The organism is Pseudomonas sp. TH41 (genome assembly GCF_016650695.1).
Lineage (GTDB): Bacteria > Pseudomonadota > Gammaproteobacteria > Pseudomonadales > Pseudomonadaceae > Aquipseudomonas.
The window spans coordinates 133,214-153,621 of the sequence record NZ_JAEKFH010000005.1 but is presented as its reverse complement, the minus strand read 5'-3'; the positions used below and the strand labels follow the sequence as shown (position 1 = coordinate 153,621).

General features: G+C 57.0%; 17 protein-coding genes and 3 pseudogenes. 4 read left to right on the top strand and 16 right to left on the bottom strand.

The genetic code is table 11. The features are described 5' to 3' along the window. Positions 1 to 52 precede the first annotated feature (52 nt). Entirely contained in the window at positions 53 to 1,579 is a 1,527-nt protein-coding gene (locus JFU37_RS19180) for a DUF3300 domain-containing protein (RefSeq protein ID WP_201117418.1), read from the bottom strand. A 358-nt stretch (positions 1,580 to 1,937) separates the two neighbouring features. Between JFU37_RS19180 and JFU37_RS31035 the strand changes: the two genes are divergently transcribed. Further along, positions 1,938 to 2,060 carry a hypothetical protein gene (locus JFU37_RS31035; protein ID WP_274609949.1) on the top strand — a complete coding sequence of 41 codons (123 nt, stop codon included), beginning with the start codon at positions 1,938 to 1,940 and terminating at the stop codon, positions 2,058 to 2,060. Positions 2,061 to 2,217: 157 nt separating this feature from the next. Here JFU37_RS31035 and JFU37_RS19175 read toward each other — a convergent pair whose 3' ends face one another. The 5 genes and pseudogenes from JFU37_RS19175 to JFU37_RS19155 form a co-directional block, all read right to left on the bottom strand. After that, positions 2,218 to 3,318: an acyltransferase family protein gene (locus tag JFU37_RS19175; RefSeq protein ID WP_201117415.1), complete on the bottom strand. Its 1,101-nt coding sequence runs from the start codon at positions 3,316 to 3,318 to the stop codon at positions 2,218 to 2,220. 530 nt (positions 3,319 to 3,848) lie between these two features. Continuing rightward, positions 3,849 to 4,982, bottom strand: coding sequence for an aminotransferase class V-fold PLP-dependent enzyme (locus tag JFU37_RS19170; RefSeq protein WP_201117413.1), 1,134 nt, complete (start codon positions 4,980 to 4,982; stop codon positions 3,849 to 3,851). A gap of 428 nt (positions 4,983 to 5,410) precedes the next feature. Next, positions 5,411 to 5,815: pseudogene (locus tag JFU37_RS19165) on the bottom strand (phytanoyl-CoA dioxygenase family protein); the annotation flags it as partial. Positions 5,816 to 5,881: 66 nt separating this feature from the next. Beyond that, entirely contained in the window at positions 5,882 to 6,661 is a 780-nt protein-coding gene (locus JFU37_RS19160) for an ABC transporter substrate-binding protein (protein ID WP_201117411.1), read from the bottom strand. Positions 6,662 to 6,707: 46 nt separating this feature from the next. After that, entirely contained in the window at positions 6,708 to 7,883 is a 1,176-nt protein-coding gene (locus JFU37_RS19155; RefSeq protein WP_201117408.1) for a M20 aminoacylase family protein, read from the bottom strand. A 235-nt stretch (positions 7,884 to 8,118) separates the two neighbouring features. Here JFU37_RS19155 and JFU37_RS19150 point away from each other — a divergent pair, with 235 nt between their 5' ends. Next, complete coding sequence (locus JFU37_RS19150) at positions 8,119 to 9,033, top strand: LysR family transcriptional regulator (RefSeq protein WP_201117406.1); 915 nt, start codon at positions 8,119 to 8,121, stop codon at positions 9,031 to 9,033. Positions 9,034 to 9,235: 202 nt separating this feature from the next. Here JFU37_RS19150 and JFU37_RS19145 read toward each other — a convergent pair. From JFU37_RS19145 to JFU37_RS19125, 5 genes and pseudogenes are all read right to left on the bottom strand, one after another. After that, a pseudogene (locus JFU37_RS19145) lies at positions 9,236 to 9,422 on the bottom strand (adenosine-specific kinase); the annotation flags it as partial. A gap of 5 nt (positions 9,423 to 9,427) precedes the next feature. Then, positions 9,428 to 10,339: a YeeE/YedE thiosulfate transporter family protein gene (locus JFU37_RS19140; RefSeq protein ID WP_201117404.1), complete on the bottom strand. Its 912-nt coding sequence runs from the start codon at positions 10,337 to 10,339 to the stop codon at positions 9,428 to 9,430. 214 nt (positions 10,340 to 10,553) lie between these two features. Beyond that, positions 10,554 to 11,915, bottom strand: coding sequence for an outer membrane beta-barrel protein (locus JFU37_RS19135; RefSeq protein ID WP_201117402.1), 1,362 nt, complete (start codon positions 11,913 to 11,915; stop codon positions 10,554 to 10,556). A gap of 58 nt (positions 11,916 to 11,973) precedes the next feature. Further along, a complete protein-coding gene (locus JFU37_RS19130) occupies positions 11,974 to 13,308 on the bottom strand; it encodes an MFS transporter (protein WP_201117399.1) in 1,335 nt (444 codons plus the stop codon). Between the two features lie 114 nt (positions 13,309 to 13,422). Then, positions 13,423 to 13,998: a nuclear transport factor 2 family protein gene (locus JFU37_RS19125; RefSeq protein WP_201117397.1), complete on the bottom strand. Its 576-nt coding sequence runs from the start codon at positions 13,996 to 13,998 to the stop codon at positions 13,423 to 13,425. A 114-nt stretch (positions 13,999 to 14,112) separates the two neighbouring features. On the opposite strand from JFU37_RS19125, the gene JFU37_RS19120 reads away from it, so the two are divergent. After that, on the top strand, positions 14,113 to 15,012 hold the full coding sequence (locus tag JFU37_RS19120) for a LysR substrate-binding domain-containing protein (protein ID WP_201117395.1): 900 nt from the start codon (positions 14,113 to 14,115) through the stop codon (positions 15,010 to 15,012). Between the two features lie 49 nt (positions 15,013 to 15,061). On the opposite strand, the gene JFU37_RS19115 is transcribed toward JFU37_RS19120, so the two are convergent. Then, the gene (locus JFU37_RS19115) at positions 15,062 to 15,544 is read right to left on the bottom strand and encodes a flavin reductase family protein (protein WP_242485784.1); all 483 of its coding nucleotides are present in this window, start codon (positions 15,542 to 15,544) and stop codon (positions 15,062 to 15,064) included. Between the two features lie 61 nt (positions 15,545 to 15,605). Next, the gene (locus tag JFU37_RS19110) at positions 15,606 to 16,823 is read right to left on the bottom strand and encodes an acyl-CoA dehydrogenase family protein (RefSeq protein WP_201117391.1); all 1,218 of its coding nucleotides are present in this window, start codon (positions 16,821 to 16,823) and stop codon (positions 15,606 to 15,608) included. A 190-nt stretch (positions 16,824 to 17,013) separates the two neighbouring features. On the opposite strand from JFU37_RS19110, the gene JFU37_RS19105 reads away from it, so the two are divergent. Then, positions 17,014 to 17,700 (top strand): TetR/AcrR family transcriptional regulator, encoded by a 687-nt coding sequence (locus JFU37_RS19105; protein ID WP_242485783.1) that lies wholly within the window; start codon positions 17,014 to 17,016, stop codon positions 17,698 to 17,700. Between the two features lie 14 nt (positions 17,701 to 17,714). On the opposite strand, the gene JFU37_RS19100 is transcribed toward JFU37_RS19105, so the two are convergent. The 3 genes and pseudogenes from JFU37_RS19100 to JFU37_RS31305 all read right to left on the bottom strand — a co-directional run. Further along, on the bottom strand, positions 17,715 to 18,488 hold the full coding sequence (locus JFU37_RS19100; protein ID WP_201117387.1) for an ABC transporter ATP-binding protein: 774 nt from the start codon (positions 18,486 to 18,488) through the stop codon (positions 17,715 to 17,717). Between the two features lie 37 nt (positions 18,489 to 18,525). Next, positions 18,526 to 19,389 carry a methyl-accepting chemotaxis protein gene (locus JFU37_RS31310; protein ID WP_446739601.1) on the bottom strand — a complete coding sequence of 288 codons (864 nt, stop codon included), beginning with the start codon at positions 19,387 to 19,389 and terminating at the stop codon, positions 18,526 to 18,528. Next, a pseudogene (locus tag JFU37_RS31305) lies at positions 19,381 to 20,136 on the bottom strand (MCP four helix bundle domain-containing protein); the annotation flags it as partial. The gene JFU37_RS31310 and the pseudogene JFU37_RS31305, both read right to left, overlap by 9 nt. Positions 20,137 to 20,408 lie beyond the last annotated feature (272 nt).

The window sequence follows — 20,408 nt, the reverse complement described above, 5'->3', positions numbered from 1 at the left end:
GCCAAGGCATGACGGAGCGAACCCTTGAGAGCCTTGACTCGAGGATGGTTATTCAACGACGGCCCCCCCTTTGACGCGCTGGTGCAGTGGACGGCCGACTGATCTGATGGCCGGTTGATCGCGTGGCGCTGGGGCGCTGAATGGATGCCTGACTGGCCCGGCCGCGACTGGCTTGTAAGTTGGCTTGGGACGGTGAGCGCGCGCCGGCGAATGCATTGTCGCGGGCACTGCCCCTGCTGGCGGCCGGCGCGGTCTGCCGATTTTGCGCCGCTTGGCGCGCCTGTGAGTTGCCTTGTGCGCGTTGATTCGCCTGAGCGGTCTGTTTCCTGGGCTGCTGATTCTCCCGAGTGTTTCTGGCCGTGCCCTGGCTTCTGTCGGACGCCTTCGGTCTGTCGGACGCCTTCGGTCTGTCTGCACCTGCTTGTACCCGATTGCCAGCCGAGGTTCGGGACTGGGCTTCGCGCGCCCTGTCACGGGCTTCGAGGTTGCTGGTGGCAGGTCGTTCGATACCGTGCTTGTCCATCGAGCTGCGGGCTCTATCACGCGCCTGGGCGCGCTGGGCATTGTCCCCCCTATAGGCTTCACGCTGATTGGCACCGTCCAGTTGTCGGCCGTACTGTTCGCGGCTCCTGGTGTCTCGATAGGGCACGCCATTGCGATGAACGGGGTTGTGCTGCCACTTGTTCTGATTATTGGTGATTCGGTTGTTGCCATTGATGTTGTTGTAACGATTGACGTCGATGTCGACGTCGTTATTGCCCCAGTCACATTCACCCCACAACGCACCGACGATCGCCACACCGGTGCCAAATGCCAGCCCGGCCATCAATGCCTGACCGGGGTAATAGGCGGGCGGCGGTGGATAGTACGCAGGAGGCGACGCAGGGTAGGCCCAAGTGCCGTAGGTGGTTGTCGGGTTATAAGAGGGAACGTACACCACCTGCGGATCGGCGGGCTGAATGATGATGGTGGATGAGTTGCTGGCAGGGGCCGGAGCAGGGGCTGGAGCTGTGGCCGTGGGTGCCGGTGCTGCGGCGGGTGCCGCAACATTCTGGATCGTCACGTTCTGATACTGGTTGCTCTGCAGGTTACCGGCTGCCTGCGCCTGACGACGCAAGCGTTGCACCCCATTCATGACATCGTCGGGCTGCGCCAGGAAGGCATCACCCAGGCGTTGCACCCAGACCGGATCCTGTCCCAGCGTGGCCAAGACCTGCGGGAAGGCGACTAGTGCCTGCACACTCGGATCCCAGGGTTGGTTCGCCACTTGCTTGACCGCATCGTCGCCCTTGGCGTCCGGATGTGCTTTAGACCAAGTGACCGCTTCAGCGACTTCCCCAGGGTAAGTGGTGGCCATCAGTACCTGCGCCATCAGTGGGTCCGGATAAAGCGCAATAGGCGCCAGCATTTGATCCAGCTGCTCCTCGGTAAACACGGCATCTTTAGCTGCCGCCGTGACCGGTGCGGTGTCGGCAGGGTTTGCTGGCGAGGTGGGGGCTGCATCCACTGTCTGCGCCATACAGGGAGCGCCGCTCAAAAAAAGGACCGCTGACAACACGTAAAATAATGGAGTGCGCATTGCAGCTCCCTGTGATCAGGCAGGTTTGGAAGGAGTGGAACGATGCCAGGGAGGTGCAAGCTGACTTTGCAAGCCACAGACCTCGATGCGGTTCACTAAGAGTAGCAAACATAAAATTTCTGCCATTAATTCAGCGGCGCTACGGCCAATAGCCGTTAATGCACTGCTACCGGCTGGCTTCATAGGCCCGTCCTTGTGGGGCTGCCAAGGCCGTACTATCGTCAAACTTCATCTTTCGAGGGGCTTCTGTTTACCGGCCCCCCCAGCAGCAAGTCCACGATAATGCACAGGTGTCGCATACCCGATCGTTGACCTCAGAAGCCAAGACAATTTTTTGCCAATCCCGACGGGTAGGCATATGAAACAGGCACTTGCGTACTTTACCAAACGGGTGATTGCCGGTTTGCTGGTGATCATCCCCATCTACCTTGCCATCTTGGTGTTGCTTAAGGGCATGAAGTCCCTCGGGCAACTGGTGTGACCGTTTACGCGATTGGTGCAATCGACCCAGAGCTGACGGTGGCGACAGGCAGACATCGGCCAGGAGCAGACATCCGCCCAAGCACTCCGCCCAGAGAATGCTGCCTGAAGGAAACATAATTCCCCTCTTGGCGCAGTTACAACTCACATGCCAGTCGTTATTCCCTGGGCCTACGGCCAGTCGCTAGCGTCACCTCTGAATTGGCTTCGCGGCTGCTGCTATACGCTGCAAAATACTGACTTAACTGGCGCCCAAATCGGATACAGGGTTTTTCAATTACGTACCAAGAAATACTGGCCAACGCAAGAGAAGCGGCGATCGTAACAGCCTGATTTTCATGAATGCTGAAATTCGGGAAATCGGCGGCTATAACCTGTTGTATTGGCCATCCGAAGACATAAACACCATACGAAAAGTCCCCTGGAAGCCGCAATGCCTTGATTGGGTCGGTGGTCATCAGCCAAAGCGCAGTAATCAAAAATGCCGGATAAAATACAAACTGGAACGCCGACCCATGCCGAAAAATCCAGGCAAAGAGGATTAAACCGAAAACTACACGGATATTGATACTTGCCTGGTCCTTGTAAAGCGCAAGGAGAGCACCAAAAGCAAAAAAGGCTGGGAGGCGACCACCAATATCTACGTTCATCAGACCAATCAGTTGAATTTCTTCTGGGAAAAACATTGAGGTTACAAGTATTGCAATGAGAACCACCGTCGCGAAGAGCTTATGACGGAATACCCCGCAGAGCCCTGCTGCCAGCAACATGGCGTACATAATAAGTTCATATCGGATCGTCCAAATAGATCCGTTGGTTAGCGGGTAGTTGCTATGTTCAAACACACCAGGCAATGAATATTCGACATAGGGGTGCCGAAATATCGCTGTAAAAAGGGGAATGTCGGCAAAATAACTATTCAACGGTAGTGTGGTGAATATCGGTCCAAGCAGTAAGACGCAAGCGGCCGCGCTAACGAAGATGGCTGGGAACACCCGAAAAAACCGTGCCAGTATAAAATTAAGTGGTGAACTATTGTTTATCCAGCTATTCGTTACAAGAATACCGCTTAAGAAAAAGAAGAATTCAACGGCCAGCGATCCCGAATAGTCAAATCCAAGCAAACCCCCAATAGGCTCTGTCGTCGCGGGCCCTGGAACAAGAGCGTAAGCATGCCCCCAGATGACCGCACATGCAGCGAAGAGGCGCAGCAAATCCGCATTGTTATTTTCCCTGAGCAGAGCATGATTCAGTTTCATTGAATGGCTCTCGGAATTTGTGCGCGATGGCAGGACCCGATAACCATCTTGGCAATTTTGCCAGTTGTGGTAGGTGTGTCCGATAGGGTCTGAGTGTAGACGGCACATCAACGCGACTGCTGAACATGAAAAAAAAGACATGTTACATATTCGCAGTCTTGGCGCATGACCAGCCCCACACCGTCACACACGCTTTGCCTCTATTCCTGACCCTTGCACCTATCCCAAACCAGGACAAAAAAAATGCCAGGAATCTGGCGTGGTTTAGATGACTGCTTTGGTTCGATCCAAGTCATACAGCCACCAATCATCCACCCCGTGAAAGGCTTCGTTGGAAACCTTTTCTGATAGCGCTGAAGGGCGCACGTGTCAGTAAGACGCGTGCACGGGCTTTCCCTTATGGTTCTAACATGACGCCGGGCGACCAGCGTCATATTCGTCGAAGATCAGCGCCATGGGCTGGCAGTGCCCAGGGCAGGATGCCTTCCTGGAATCACAAGTTCGGTATGTGCTGCGGGCAAGATGAGGGCTTAGTTAACCATCACCTCGTCCAGTGCCTGCTCGAGGGTGCTGACCGTGCGCTCGATATTGTGCAGCTTTTCGAGTCCGAACAGGCCGATGCGGAAGGTCTGGAAGTCGGCCGGCTCGTCGCATTGCAACGGCACTCCGGCGGCGATCTGTAGGCCGTGGTTGGCAAATTTCTTACCGCTCTTGATGTCGGCATCATCGGTGTAGCTCACCACTACGCCAGGGGCCTGAAAGCCGGCTGCGGCCACGCTTTTGATGCCTTTGCCGGTCAACATTGCGCGCACCCGATCGCCCAGAGCCTGTTGTTCGCCGCGGACCTTGTCGAAACCGTAGGCTTGCGTCTCTTTCATCACTTCGTTAAATCGCGCGAGGGAATCGCTGGGCATGGTCGCATGGTAGGCATGTCCGCCCTGTTCGTAGGCCTGCATGATCTGAAGCCACTTTTTCAGGTCGCAGGCGAAGCTGCTGCTATGCGTCTGTTCGATGCGCTCGAGGGCCAAAGAACTGAGCATCACCAGGGCGCAGCAAGGGGAGGCGCTCCAGCCTTTCTGCGGTGCGCTGATCAGCAAGTCGACTGCGCATTTCTGCATATCAACCCAAAGCGTGCCTGAGGCGATGCAGTCCAGCACGAACAGGCCACCCACCGCATGCACGGCGTCACCGACGGCCCGCAGGTACTCGTCGGGCAGGATAATCCCTGATGAGGTTTCAACGTGGGGGGCGAAGACAATCTGCGGCTTCTGCGCCTGAATGGCTGCCAGCACTTCGTCCAGAGGGGGTGGGGCGTAGGCAGCCTGGCGACCCGTGTCGACCGGTCGGGCTTTCAGCACCGTGGTGGCCGCCGGGATGTTGCCCATCTCAAGGATCTGGCTCCAGCGATAACTGAACCAGCCGTTGCGTATCACCAGGCATTGCTGGTCGGTGGCAAACTGTCGTGCCACCGCTTCCATGCCGAATGTGCCGCTGCCCGGGACCACCGCAACAGCCTGGGCGTTGTAGACCTGTTTCAGGGTTCTGGAAATGTTCTTCATCACGCCTTGAAATGACTGCGACATGTGGTTGAGCGAGCGGTCGGTGTAGACCACTGAGTACTCGACCAGCCCCTCGGGATCGATACTTGGATATAGCTTTGACATGGGGTGACTCCTTTGGCAGAGATCTCAGTGGTATCGACCCTGCCCTAAGCCTTGGAAAATAACAAGATTGCTCGGGATTGAATTGCGACTTCTGTCGAGCGGCTGGCATCATCAGGTCGATTACTGGACGTAGCAATGCTCGCAGGTGGCTGCTGAGTTGTGGGAGGGTGGGCCTTAAAGGTTCCTACCTCCTTACGTTCGGTCGATAACGACCAGTTACGAAGGGCAGCAGCCAACCCATTGCAGGCGGTCAGAAGTATCTATAGAAACGGTGGCGATTCAGGCATCCGAAACATATCGCAAGGTGTCGAGGTTGTAAGAGGAAACCACATACCTTGGCTAACCGGGCACATGACTCGGCTTTCCTGTTCCGTGAAACAACCGACCCACACCCATCACCTGTTTTTGAGCCATTCTGCATTATCAACTTATCGCTCGGACATTCTGGTTTCTCGATGCCAGAGCGGCGGAAAAAGCTCGTGTTCCATAGGTGCGTCTGATGCCAGAGCATCTTTAAGCCCTGGAAAGTCGGGTGAGGTGGCCCAAGGTCTCGGCGCATGCCGCACGTCATCGCCTATGACCCTCACTGAAAACGCGCGGCGACGGTTATGCCCGCCCACGCCAGCAGAGGCATGCAAGGTCAACATGTTGAAACACACCATGTCCCCCGGCGACAACGTCCATCCGAGAATGGGAAAGTCCTCGCGATGGCTTTCAATATCCGGTAGCTCGCCCAGTGTTCCCTCGGAGAACCATTTGGCCTGGCTGTCCATGAAGGACCGAGGCATCAGCCAGGGGCCATTGTGTGAGCCGGCGATGAATTCGAGGCAGTCTCGTCGCTGACGGGGAAGGCAAAACGAGATTCACCGCGTTGTGTCATTTCGTTCATGGGGATTGCCTCATTCGCCGTAAATATCGAAGTTGAAGTACTGCTTCGCGATCTGGTCGTACTGGCCTGATTGGCGAATGCTGGCAATGGCCGTGTTCAGCTGCTCTCTGAGATCAGGCTCGTTTTTTCGGACACCGATAGCGACGCCATCGCCAATGATGCTTTTGTCGGTGATGGGCTCACCGGCGAAGGCAAAGCCCTGGCCTTGAGGCTTTTGCAGTAATCCGATGTCGGCTTGTACCGAGGCCTGGAACGAGGCATCCAGGCGTCCGGTGATGAGGTCTGAAAACACCTGGTCCTGGGTTTGGTAGGAAAGGATATTGATGCCTTGACGGCCCCATTGCGACTTGGCATAACTTTCATGCAGCGAGCCTTGAACCACCCCAACCGACTTGCCTTTCAATGATTCTGCCGTCGGCAGCAATCCGGAGTCTTTTCTGGCCACGAGAGAAGACGGCGCGGTGTAGATTTTGTGGCTGAAATCGACCTGCTGGCGACGTGCCTCGGTGGCGCTGAATGCAGACAGGATGGCGTCGAATTTCTTCGCCTTTAGCGCCGGGATCATGCTGTCGAAAGTCTGCTCGACCCAAATACACTTGACCCGCAACTCGGCACATAGGGCATTGCCCAGATCGATATCAAAACCACTCAATGAACCATCTGGCTGCTTTTGCTCGAAAGGTGGGTAGCTAGGGTCGACGCCGAATTTGATCACCGGTTCTGCCTGCGATAGCGGGGTGATGATCAGCCCGAACAGCAGGGTGGCGTATTGAAGTTTGCGTAGTTGCATGATGACCTCATTTTTTATTGGTTTTCACGGTTTGGCAGGTCTTTGCTCAAGCGTTGAGTGGCAAGAAGGCCTCAGTCAACTTGACCCAATAGCCAGCGCCCCGAATCAGGATGTCGTCATTGAAGTCGTAGCGAGGGTCGTGAGCCATGCAACTCTTTTCACCGTCGCCATTGCCGATGATCAGATAGCTGCCAGGGCATTGCTGCAGGAAGTAGGCGAAATCCTCGCTGCCATTGAAGGGCACGATGTCGTTCATCACCTCGTCCTCACCGAGCCAGTCGATGGCCACCTGACTGGCAAACCGGGTCATTTCTTCGTCATTTACCAGCAAGGGGTAGTCGGCACTGTAGTCGATGTCGGCGGTCGCGCCGAATGCCTGCGCCTGGGCGTGAATGAGGTGTTTTATCTGGCTCTCCAGGCGGTCCCGGACGGCGTTGTTCAGTGAGCGGACGGAAATCAGCATGTGCGCGCTGTCCGGGATCACGTTGGACGCCTTGCCTGCGTTAATGGCCCCGACGGTGATAACGCTCATTTCCTGAGGTGAAATGTTGCGCGAGACGATTGTCTGCAAGGCCATGATGATGCTTGCGCAGACCACCACAGGGTCGACGCTCAGATGCGGCATCGCGCCGTGACCGCCTTTTCCGTGAATCGTGACATTGACCTGGTCGGCGGATGCCATGAAGGGCCCGGCTCGGAACCCGAGTTTTCCGACAGGGTAGCCAGGCATGTTGTGTGCAGCGAACACTGCATCGCAGGGGAACTGTTGCAGCACGCCTTCCTGAATCATTCGTCGGGCGCCGGCCAGACCTTCTTCGGCCGGCTGGAAAATCAGGCGGACGGTGCCATCGAACGGATGGCCATGGGCGAGGGCGTAGGCGGCGGCGAGGAGCATGACCGTATGCCCGTCATGGCCACACGCGTGCATCTTGCCCGGTATCCGGCTTGCATAGGGGAGCCCGGTTTTTTCCAGGATAGGCAGTGCGTCCATGTCAGCCCGTATGCCGATCACACGCGAACTGGTGCCTTTTTTCAGCGTGGCGATGACCGCGGTTTCGGCGAAGCCGCGCGTCACGTCATAACCCCATTTGATCAATCGTTCGGCGACCAGCTCGCTAGTCTCGACCTCCTGATAACCGAGTTCAGGGTTGGCATGGATCTGGTGGCGTAGTTCGCGCATTTCCTGCTCAATCTCTTTTAACAGCGTGATGGACTGTGTCATTGGCAGTGTTTTTCCTTGGTGAGCAAGAGGAGAAACCAATCTGTCGCAAGGGCCACATCCCACGATGGCTTACGGCATCATGCGTTTCATCAAAGTGCCTGGGCTTTTTCTGGTACGGTCTTTTGGTGAGGCTCGAAGCCAAGGTGGTGTTGGTCCGAGAGTAGAGGGCCAAGGCAGCAGCTGACAGGCAATCGAAAGTGAACAAGGCAACCCAGGGTTAACACCGGCGGACACTATGAAGTTCTATCAACTCAATGCACTCGTGGCGGTAGCCGACGCGGGCAGTATCCGCGGCGCTGCAAAAAGGCTCGACACTTCGCCGGCAGCGGTCACCAAGGCCATCCAGAAGCTGGAGGCAGACACCGCCACACAATTGCTGATCCGTAATACCTCAGGGATTGTGTTTACCGAACTCGGCAAGAAGCTGTTGATTCAGGCACGTCTGCTGGTGGCACAGATGGTCAGTGCCCGTCAGGTGTTGCCTGATTGCAAGGGGGAACTGGCGGGGTGCTTGTCGGTCGCCGTGACACCCTGGTTGGCGATGACGCTCATGCCCAAATCCGTCGTGCGTTTTCGCCAGCTGTTTCCAAAGGTGCAACTTGAGTTGTATGAGGGGCTTTCATCGGTTGCGTGTCCGCTGCTGCGGGATGCGAGCGTCGATCTGTTTATCGGACGGCTTGATACCCGGTTTTCCAGCACCGACCTGACCTATCTGCCGCTGTTCACTGCCGATTGTGCGGTGGTGGCTCGTCAGCAACACCCGTTGTCGAACAGCAAGACCATGGAGGATCTGGCGTCGGCTGACTGGATACTGGCCTCGCAACAAGACGGAACGATTTCGACGCAGGGGCACGTGCATTTCGCCCACTCGCTGTCGATCATCTTGAGCTTGCTGCGTGAAACCGACATGTTGAGCATCTTTCCCTGGCCGCTGGTGGAGATATGCGCTCAGCGCGAAGGCTTGTGTGCCTTGCCTCTGCGCGAGCCGGTCGGCAGTGCCTCGGTGGGCGCCATCAGCCGCAGCGGGCAGCCCCTGCGGCCGGCGGCCGAGCGGTTTCTGGAGTGCCTGATCGAAACCATTCACCTGGAGATGGGGCATGCGCACTCTCCTTATCGGCGCATGTTGCAGACCGTCGACTTACTGGTCTGAGAGCTGTTATCGAAACTGAGTGGAACGTCACTGGTTTCATAGTCATACCTCACTGTCCGCTCCTGGCCGATTTCTGTCTGTCGTCACCGTCTATATTGAGTCGAAAGCGGCTGTCAGCGACCAGTTCCAATCGACACTTTGCAGATGTTCAGCTAGACGAAATCAAACCAGTCCCTTTCCCACGAAATGCTCGCTCTGCAATTCACAGCTTGTAGCCAATCTGCCGCAACAAGTTCTTGCGCCACAGGTTCATCGCCTTCAACGTCATTGGCACAGAAGCCATCCACTACGCCCAGGATCGCTCGCCCTTGTTCCGTCTCAGCGAGAATCACTTCAGTTGGATTGGCTGTTGCACAAAAAATACGACACACCTCTGAAACCATCTTGAGGGTGTTCAACTCGTACCGCGTGTTTTGCACCACAATGACACCAGAATGCCTGTGGCAATCGACACCAGTGGAATGCTTGAAGCAACGCCCAGTGTTGGAAACACCAACAGTATTTGCGAGTCGTTACCGCCAAGCATCATCGAAGCCCCAATTCCCATCAAAATACCCGCCAACAAATGAACGCCAGCCTTTGATGGGGTAAAGGCCTCGAAACGGAACGTTTTCCTGTGTAGGGTAAAACTCAGCATGCCTGCCAGCAACATAACAAACACCGCAATACGCCGGGCGCTGATTGCCATATCGGCTTGCCAGAACATCTGCGAAACATTGTAAAAGAACACACTAGGTGTCCATAACGGCTCGAACGTATAGAGCGCACTCGTCAACGCACCCAGCAGCATACTGGAGAGCACCAGGTGTTTATTACCATGTATGCCGACCAAAAATATCAGCACCAGCGCCACTACACCGATCAACAGCCAGTAATGGCGGCTGGAAATTTCCGGCATCAGAATGGTCTTTTGTTCGGGCATCATGCGCATGTAATACCAGAGCACGATCCCCAGGACCCAGCCGATCATCGTGAACAGTTTATTGAAATTGCCACAGGCAAACTTGGTCAGCGTGCCTACGCTGCAACCGTTGTTCAGCACCGATGCCACCCCGAACAACAAGCCTCCCGAAACCAGTAAAGGATAGGAAATACCAGGCGAGTACAGTGGCAGGCTGACCTCGGAGAAACGATAGAGCGGGGCCAGCATCAACCCGAACAATCCACACGATGTCAGTGCCACAAACAACGTTGGGCGCCCCGCCAGCAATTGTTCGCTCGCTTTGACAAGACACATACCCATGCGCTGCGAAACCCAGCCAATCAGGAACGCTAATACCAACGCCATCAGTAAAGAGAAAACCATGTTCGTGCGCCACTGCTTATTTGGATGGACCGGGCCTCACTAGGCATTAGCGTAGCTCTCGATCAGGCTACCTGTGTATCTGACACAGCCGAAAGCCGCCCGTCATGAACGCCGACGGTCGACCCCATAAGCCGGTGCGTCGCCATGGAAGCCGCACTAACGCTTTTAATCCGTCATCCCGTCACGGAGTCATAGCGTTAGCGCGTAGCAGATCTCAGAAATACACCAGCGCTTCCACAGTTCCGGTCAGTTGGTTGCGCGCATCACCATTGCCAAACGGGCGAGCATCGTCGCGCCCATTGAACCAGTCGTAGCGCAGCTCCGGACGCAGCGACAGGTACTTATTGAAGTCGTAGCGCAGGCCCGTTGTCAGCGCATTGAACGCGCCTCGCGACGTGGAGGAGGGGAACAGAATGTAGCCGTCCGGGTCGTCGAAATGCTCGGCCCGCACAGAGAACGACAAGTCCTTGCGTTGCTGGTAGGTCAACACCACGTTGGCGCCCCACCAGTGCGCCCCATCAAAACCGGGACCGGTGACGATGTCGACGGTCGTGGCTTTGCCGTCGCCCGCTTGACGGCCGTAGACCATTTCCCCGCCCATTGACCACTTTTCATCGAACCGATGCCAGCCATTGAGCGAGTGCTGCTGCTTGAACTGTCCGTCGCTGGAAATCAGACGACCGCGAGGTGTTTGTATGTCGTTGCGGCTGTCGTTTTGTGAGTCACCGAGGAGAAATTCATAGTCGATCCAGGTGTTCATGTCGGGCGTACGCCAGCGTAGTGCGCCCAGCAAGGCCTTGCTGTCGTTGTTGTCGCGCAGATTGCCCTGGCCCTGAATCACGCCTAACTCGGCGCCGAGCAACATGCTGGAGTTATTGACCAGACGTTTGCCCAGCAGGAACCCGGAAACCGTGCCGGACTCGGTCATAAAGGCGTAGGAACGGCTGGCAAACGGGTTGCGCGCCGCACGCACGTTGGGTGGGATTTCGTAGCCGAGCCCTGATCCAAAGATGCCGGCGATTGCGGTAAAGCCGCCGGCATACGGCAGGTAAGCCGTGGCGGCGATGTTAGGTACGGCGAGGAAGTTCTGTTTGTCGCGTCGGGCCTTATCCGGATCGTCGTCACCTGGAGAGTTGATGCCCCAGTGCATGTCCCAGCCGTAAGTGCGGGCCTGCTGCGCATTGCGACCATAGGCGGCCTCGAGCGTGAAGCCGAAAGAGGCATCAGTGGGTGCGGGGCCGGGCAAGGGTGTGACGCGCGGGATGAAATTGGCCTTCAACGCTTTGTCGGCAAACAGGTGAAGGGTGCCGAGTTCAAAGCCTTCGTCGCCGAATCCGGCCACGGGGGTGTTGGTCTGTCCGGACTCGCGATCCTCATGGGATGAGTTGTTGTTGCGAGAGTAACCGGCGTCCAACAGGCCGGACACCTTGATGCCATAGTCGTGCTCCAGCGAGTCACCGAAAATGCTGCGAAACACAGTGCCTTCGCCGACATCGGCCGGTTGGCCTGCCAGGCAATGACCCGTGGCGAGGGCGAACAGAACCGCACCAAACGATTTGACGTTGATGTTCTTCATGGGGGTTTCTCTTGTTTTTATCGGGATGCGGCCATCCGCTGGCCGCGGTGCGGAACGCTTAGGTGGTGACTGGCACAGCCGTCGTCCGATTCAGGCGCCAGAAGCCGATGATGCCGATGGCGGTGATGCTGGCGGGAATGGCGGCGGCCACCAGCAGGTCACTCGTCGACCACTGCAGATGCAGCAGAGTCGCGCCGATGAAAGGACCACAAATGCCCCCCAGGCGACCGATTCCCAGCGTCCAGCCAGTGCCGGTGGCCCGCAGTGCAGTCGGATAAAAGGTAGAGGTCATGGCGTTCAGTGCCGCTTGGCCGCCGAGGATGCCGAAGCCGGCGATGGCAATGGTCATGTAAGCCAGGTTGATCGAGGTGTAGTACTGACTGAACAGAACGATGGCCACGGCAGAGACAATGAATGTGGGGACGAGCACGGCGCCGAAGCCGCGTCGGTCGACAAACCAGCCCAAGAGCCAGCCGCCCGCCAGGCCACCCAGCCACATGGACGTGCCCGCCAGTACCGCCTGCGACGGTGAATGGCCCGCGCCACTCATCAGCACCGGCGTCCACGACGCGAGGAAATACACGCAGAGCATATTCATGAAGTTGATCAGCCACAGCAGCAAAGTGCCGGGCAGCCTGCCATCGGCAAACAAGTGAGCGAGCGACAGGCCTTTCTTGCGCGGTTCACCGATCACCAGGGTCGTTTGTTCGCTAATTTGAAGGCCGGGCTCTATACGGGTCAGGATGGCCCTGACGCGGTCTAGTTGGCGTCCGCGCAGAACGCACCACTGCAGCGATTCGGGGAGTGCAAAGAACATCAGCACACCCACACACAGTGGGGCGATGGCACCCAAATAGAAAACTGCTTGCCAGCCATACTGCGGAATCAGTGCGGCAGCGAGGGCGCCGCCGACGAGACCTCCCACGACCATTCCCGATGACACCAGCGTCAATAGCATCACACGGTTGTGCCGGGGGGCGTATTCCGTCACCAGGGTGGCGACGTTTGGCACGATTGCACCCATGGCGATCCCGGTAAGAAAGCGCAGTGCCAATAGTCCGTCCACCGTCGTGGTGTGAGCGGTGAAGTACATCAGAACCGCCATCACTAACGAGGCGGTCACCAATACTGGCCGGCGACCGATACGGTCGGCTATCGAGCCCAAAGCGAGCGAACCTATCAACATGCCTAGCATGCTGATGCTGAACACCGGCCCCAGGTTGGCTTTGGGAATGCCCCATTCAGTGATGAGGCTGGGCGCGGCATAGGCCATGGCTTGAATGTCGAACCCATCGACGACCATGCACAGGAAGCACTGTACGAGCACAAGTACCTGAAAGGCGCCCAAGCGACTCCTTTCGACGATCGTGCAGATGTCGAGTTGATTGTTCACGACTGAATACCTCTGTTGTAATTATTTTCGGTAGTGGTGCTGTTCGGGACGCAAGGTCAAAGCGGTTGCCGGGTGCGGGAAAATCTCTGTTGTGAAGTGGGCGATAGCGGGTTATCAGTCAGCGAGCCACGCGCTGGCCTCGGTCCGCATGGTCAGTTCAAGGTCGCTGCCGCGGGTGGCGAATACCCGATTGAGCGGGAAGCCGCTTTTTTCCAGAAGGTAGGCAAGCGGCGCGTATTCGCGCGGGTAGCGCGCCACGGTTTCACGATCAATCTCGATCAGGCCTTGGGGGAAGGTGAAGCCGCCCATGTCATAGATGCTCTGGCGCTTGACCAGCTTCCACAGGCTTTGGCGTTTCTCGACAAGGTCGTAGAAACGGTTGTGCACGCTGCAACCCAGATCCAACCGGACGTTTTCGCCAACAATTACCGCGTTGGTTTCAACGATGGCCTTGCTGCCATTGATGGTGACCACTGGCGTGCCGATCAGGTGTTTGGTGCGCAAGTCGGACTTGCCCATGCGCTTTGAACCTTCGACGAACTCGGCAAACGGTCCTTCAAACCAAGTGACTTCTATGGTCCCGTCAGGGTGGGCAAGGTTGGCCAGTTGATCCCATTGGCCTAAATCGCGATGGATCCAGCCGGTAATCAGGTCGGTAATTTGGAGGCGGTCTTCCAGGTAAGTCTGCATGCGGTGTCCTTGGCGGGTGGTGGGGTGTTGGCGTCAGCATCTTCCCCTGGACAGATAACTTCAAATAGATTGATATGAAGGATCGATCACTAATTCTGATGGGAAAAAACACTCATGGATTTGCGTCATTTGCGTTATTTCCTTGCTGTCGCAGAGGAAGGGCATTTCGGCCGGGCAGCTCAGCGCCTGCACATTGTTCAGTCCGCGTTGAGCATGCAGATCCGTGCCTTGGAGGAGGAACTCGGTGGTCCTTTGTTCTTGCGCACGAGTCGTCGCGTAGAACTCACGGAAGCCGGTGTGTTGTTGCGAGCCGAAGCACAGCGCACCCTCGATCAGGCGGCGCATGCCCAGCGCGTGGTGCAACGCTCGCTACGTGGAGAGATGGGCAGCGTACGAATCGGCTTCGCCGGCAACGCCGTGTTCAGCGGCCGGTTGATGGCCGACGTTCGTGCCTTTCGCGCGGCTTATCCGGACGCGGAAGTCATCCTCCGCGAGCTGGCGCCGCAGCTACAGGTCGAAGCCATTCAGAGCGGTCAATTGGACCTGGGTTATGCGCCGAGTCACGGCGGTCAGGCCCTCGACAGTGCCTTGTTATTCGAGCGCATCGGCACTTGGCCCTTAGTGGTTGCATTGCCCGAAGACCACCCGTTGGCGAACCAGCCAACGTTGCGCGTGCCGATGCTGGGCGCGGAGTCGTTGATCATTTATGCCGCTCACGGCGCAGATGAATACATGCTGGCCGGGCTGCGCAAGGCATTGGGGCGCGAGCCTAAGGTTCAACGGACAACCAGCACGTTAAGCGTGCTCGCGCTGGTTGCTTCCGGCATGGGAGTCGCGATGGTGCCTGCGCCGTTGATGCAGGTCAGCATTCCGGGCCTGACCTACCGAACATTCGACGACGTAGAACCTCACACCGACTTGCTGCTCATCAGCCGCGTCAACGAAACCGGCGGTGCGGTGCGCGCATTTCTGAGGGTTGCACATCAAGGCACAGTAGCACCAGCAACGTTGTGATCGTTGGCGCGGGGGCAATGAAGCCGGCTCGCCGTCGACCCTCCCGGCCTCAAGCCGCGTTCAACTTGCCGTATTGGCCAGAGAAGAACAGTAGCGGCCGCGCCTGTTCTGCTTCAACAAGTTCGACCACCTCAGCGATATACAGTTGGTGGTCGCCAGCCGCATGGATCTGGACCACCCGAGCAACAATGTGGGCCAGGCTGCCCTCGATGATTGGCACGCCCTGAACCTTGTTCATGGCCACGTTCAATCCCTCCACGGCACGCCCGGCGAAGTGGCCGCTAAGGTGCTCCTGTTGTTCGGTCAAAAAGTTCACGCCGTAACAGTCGCCTTGCTTTATGTGGTTGCAAAAGCGTGACTCGTTCTTGATCGACACCAGGATCAGTTGCGGCTCCAGTGACACCGACAGGAACGCATTTGCCGTCATACCCGCCGGTTGGTTTTCCCTTTCGTAGGTCACCACTGTTACACCCGTGGCAAAGCGGCCCATCACGCGGCGAAACTTGGCAGCGTCATTGTGTGCATTATTCATTGTCATTCTCCATTCGTTTGCCGAGCGGCCAGTGCGCCTGGCCGCTGCCTGAATCGTGCATTTACACCAAAGGCGTATTGGCCTCTTTGCCACACAGGATTCGCCCAAACAGTTCCAGATTGGTGGAGGTACACACCACACCATGCAGATTGGCCACTCTGGCGTCGCGCCACAGGCGGTTGAACGGGTTGGAAGTACCCGCCAGCGATCCGCCGCTGGCTGTGGCCAGCAGGTCAACGCCTTCCCAGATCAACTGACTGGCATAACCGGTGTCGCGGCGGATGCGCGCGCGGGTTTGTCGGTCCATCGCCGAGCCGCGAGCGGCACAGGTATCGATTTCGTCCACGCAACGCTCCACCACCAGCCGTGCAGCATCGAACTTGGCCGAGGCCTCACCCACCTGCAAGTGGGTCACAGCAGCCTCGTCCTGTTGGCTGTACCAGGTGTACTGAATGCCGCGGCCGGGTAGTTTGACGAGAAAAGTTTCCAGTGCTGCCTTGGCGATGCCCAAGGCCGGAAACACCAGGATGATTGCCAGCAGCGGAATGAACGCGCCACGATAAAGCGCTTCATCTTGCAGGTGTGTGGACGCGTAATCGCCGGCGATGGCTTTGGATACCGAAGCGATGCGCTCATCGGGTACAAACAGATTTTTTACCGACACCGAGGTACTGCCGCTACCACGCAGTGCCATGGTGTCCCAATCGTGCAACAGGGTGATGTCCTGGATCGGGATGAGTGCCAGCCCCTGGTCCACGGTTTCACCCACTTCGTTGACGATCGGAATCCCCAGCAGGTCCCACTGTGCGTGGTACACGCCGCTGTTGAATCCCCACAGGCCTTCTTCGATGAGGATACCGCCTGCCTGGCGCTTGACCTTGGCTTTGCGTGGCGACAGCACACCGCTGCTGCGCACCTTGCCGCCGCTGGCGAAGATGGGGTCGCTGACCGCTTTGGGATACAGGGTTGCGACCATCCAGTTACAAATATTGATCAGCGCGCAGGCCCAGCCGGCCGAGGCATCTCCACGGCCGATTTCGCTGACCATTTCCATGTAGGTTCTGACGCTGGTTTGCAGGCCGCCATGCTGGCGTGGAATCATCAGGTCAAAGGCGCCGATGGCGTCGAGGTCGGCCACAGTGTTTTCGGGCAGACGGGCCAGTTCATCGACTTCACGGGTACGCGAGCGCAAGGTCTCGACCAAACCGCTGGCGCGGGCAATAAGGTCGCTGCTATCGATCTGGGCGTCGACAACCGCATTTTGGAGGACGGAATTCATGGCTTTTCCTGTTATTGGGATTATTTGGATGGGCATGTGACACAATAGTGACGAATCCGTCACGGTGACGAATTCGATATTAATTAAAATATATTTTTGCAGTCAAGATATATATTCATCTGGGCGAGTGGGCGATTTGATGCAAAAAGGCATAACGCAAATGGAAAGTCCGGCCACAGTGAGAGAGGACATGGACGCACCGCCGGATCACCGAACCGTGACCGCTCGGCGCAAACGTGATGCGATGCGCGCTCGAATACTCTCGGCGACCATGGACTTGCTGGCCGACCCTGCAAAGGTTTCGGTCAGCATCGAAGATGTTGCCCGGGTGGCGCAGATTTCCCGAGGAGCGTTCTACAAACACTTTGCTTCACTGGAGGAGGCATTGGCTGCCATAGGCCAGGAAGCCACCGACGGCATGACCCTGCACATCCTGCCCGTGTATGACGTGCTGACTCATCCGTTGGAGCGCATCAGCACGGCGATGCGGCTTTTTCTGCTTCGTGCACATACCGACCGTCGCTGGGCGGCGTTTTTCCTGAGGGCCGAGTTAGTGCAGCACGAGTCGATCCTGCTGAAGTACGTATTCGCCGACCTGGAGGCGGGACGAGGCGCAGGCTTGCTAGAACTGCCCTCGATGCAGGCAGGCGTCGATGCTCTGATCGGCGCGACGCTGGAAGGGGTTCGCAGCATGACCCAGCGCAAGGTGGACGACCCGGAGGTTTATATCGACGCGGTCATTTTGATGGTGCTGCGCGGTTTCGGTGTGGCGAACACCCCGGCGCAGGAGGCCGTGGCGTTTTCCAAGGTCTACCTGCAGGCGGGAGTGGCATCGGCTGCGGGTGACCCGGCGAGCCCCCCCACTGATTCGCCTTGATTTGAACGGCAGCCTCAATCGTGCCAGCAGCGATACCAACCGTTGTTCTCGGTGATTTGTAGCCTGGTCTGATACAGCTCCGACAAGTTTTTACTCGTGAGAATTTCGGGTTTTGGGCCGTCAGCAATAATTTGTCCTCGGTTGATCAGCACCACGCGGTCAATTTCGGGAATGATTTCGTCAACGTGGTGAGTGGTGATGATCAATGACCGGTTCTCACTGCAAAAGCTGCGCAACAGCGTCAGCATGGCCAGGCTGGCGCCCATGTCCAGGCCATTGGCGGGCTCATCGAAAATCAACGCCTCGGGATGATGAACAAGTGCTCGGGCCAGCAGGAGACGCCGCTTCTGGCCGGTGGAAAGGCGCTGAAACATGCAGGCCTCATCCTGCGCAATTCCGAGTCTGGTCATCATTGCCCGGGCCTGATCGGCCTGGATATTCGTCGGTTGAAGGTGTTCATGACTGCCAATGGCACCGAAAAACCCGGAAACGACAACCTCTAATGCCGTGGTATAGGGCGTGTAGTTCTCTTGCAGGTCGTGCGAAACAAAACCGATCCTGTCCCGCAACTGCCAAAGATGAATCGTTTCGCTGTCAAAAAGCTTCAGGTAGCTGCCTTCCTGCGCAACGGGATACAGCTCCCGGTTTATCAGTTTAAGCAGGGTGCTTTTACCCGCGCCGTTGGGGCCCAGGATTGCCACGCGCTCGTGCGGCTCAATCTTCAACGACAACCGATTGAGCACCCGTGTCTGTTGTTGGTACGCGGTGACTTGGTGGAATTCGATCATGTATAAAACCTCGCGCAAAGAATGCTGAACGCCCGAGCTAGAGGCGAAACTTGTTGATGTGACCGCGCAGGCCCGTCGCCAGGAGCGACAGTTCTTCGCTGGTCGAATGAATCTGTACCGCTCCCGCCGAGGTTTGCACCGACAGATCACGAATGCTGATCAAGCTCCGATCAATTTCCCGAGAGACTTGGGCTTGCTGCTCCGATGCACTGGCGATGACGATGTTCATTTGACTGATTGACTCGACTGCAATGGTTACCTGTTGCAACGCCGAATCCGCCTCTTGAGCAAGGCCTAAGGTTGAGTGGACACGATCCGTGCTCAGTTGCATGGACGACAATGTGTGCGCCGCCACGCTGCTTAGCTCGCTGACCATCAGTTCAATCTCACCCGTAGATTGTTGCGTGCGAAAAGCTAATGCCCGCACTTCCTCGGCGACGACGGCAAAACCACGACCGGCTTCGCCAGCCCGGGCGGCTTCAATCGCCGCGTTAAGCGCCAGAAGGTTGGTTTGCTCAGCGATCGACCGTATCACTTCAAGCACCCGGTTAATGCCGGACACGCTGCTTGCAAGTGCTTCTACGCGATCTGCGGTAATGGAAATGCGCTCTGCTAATAGTGAGAGCGACTCAAGTGTTTCGACGACACGAGCTTTACCAGTTTGTGCCGCGACATCCGTGGTTCGTGAAGCGTGTGCCGTTGCCGATGCATTTCTCGCGACTTCATCGACCGCAGCGGTCATTTCATTCACGGCCGTGGCGGCTTGCTCGATTTCCCTGTTCTGTTCCTGAAGCCCGCTCGTAGCGATCGCTATCACTGAATGAAACTGCTGCGAGGACGAAGCCAGCAGGGTGGAAGAGTCCGTTATACGCAGAACGGTGTCGTGAAGATTGCCCTGCATGGCCCTCAATGCTCGAAGCAATAAGGCTGGCTCATCGTTCCCCGTATCGTCGATTGAAGAGGTCAAATCACCTTGCGCAATGTTCTCCGCTACCTTAAGAGCGTCGAGCAGTGGCTGGTTAATACTTCTGGTGTAGAGCGTCGCCAGCAGTACAGTCAACAGGGCGGCCAGTGCCATTGCCGCAATGACCCCCGTCACGACACGATCACGTGTCTGCTGTTCGTTTTCAGCCGCCTGATGGTAATGCTTCAGATAAAAATCCAGCAGCTGCCCCGAGCTGACGCCCAGTTCCATAGCAAATTTATCGATGGGGCCATTCAGTATCTCAATAGCCGATGCCGTTTGCCCACCTGCTGCGAGCCGGATGACTTCGAGTCGCTCATGACTAAAAGCCTTGTAGGCTTGAAGGTAGCGTTCGAACATTTCCTGCTCCGATTTGTCGTGCAGGTGCGCGGCAAAATCATCTTGCTGCTGTCGAACGCTTTCGAGTACTTGCTTCAACCCTGTCTGATTGGCGGCCAAGGCAGAGGGATCCTGTAGAACAACCATCCTGAAGGTCATTATTCCGGCTCGATCCTCCGTTGTGTTCAACGCTGCAAGCCGGATGATTGCGGGGACCCAGACCTCTCTGATGGCTTCGGACTGCACGCTCATTTGCTTGACCATACTCAATGAGAACAGGCCAAGCAGCAGGACGACCAAGCCAATCAAGCCAAAGCCGAAAATTGAGCGCGGTGCCAACTTCATTTTTCTGAAAAACAACGGATTTGTCCTCAAAGAAGGGGATCGCAGCGTGCGCATTGATGGACGCTTTGTTTTTTTGCCGCTGTCTAAGCGAACATCGGATGAGACGGCGCCGGCTTGTGGCCGGCGCCTTGCTTTGATGAAACGCTCAAGGGATAAATCAGCGCCGGGCGATCGTGGCGCCTGGCGCTGGCACGCTCATCGTGTGCGTGGCGCGGGAGAGCTGTTGTTGCGAACAAGCAATCCCATTCCGACCTCCTGTCGCTCCCCGGGTG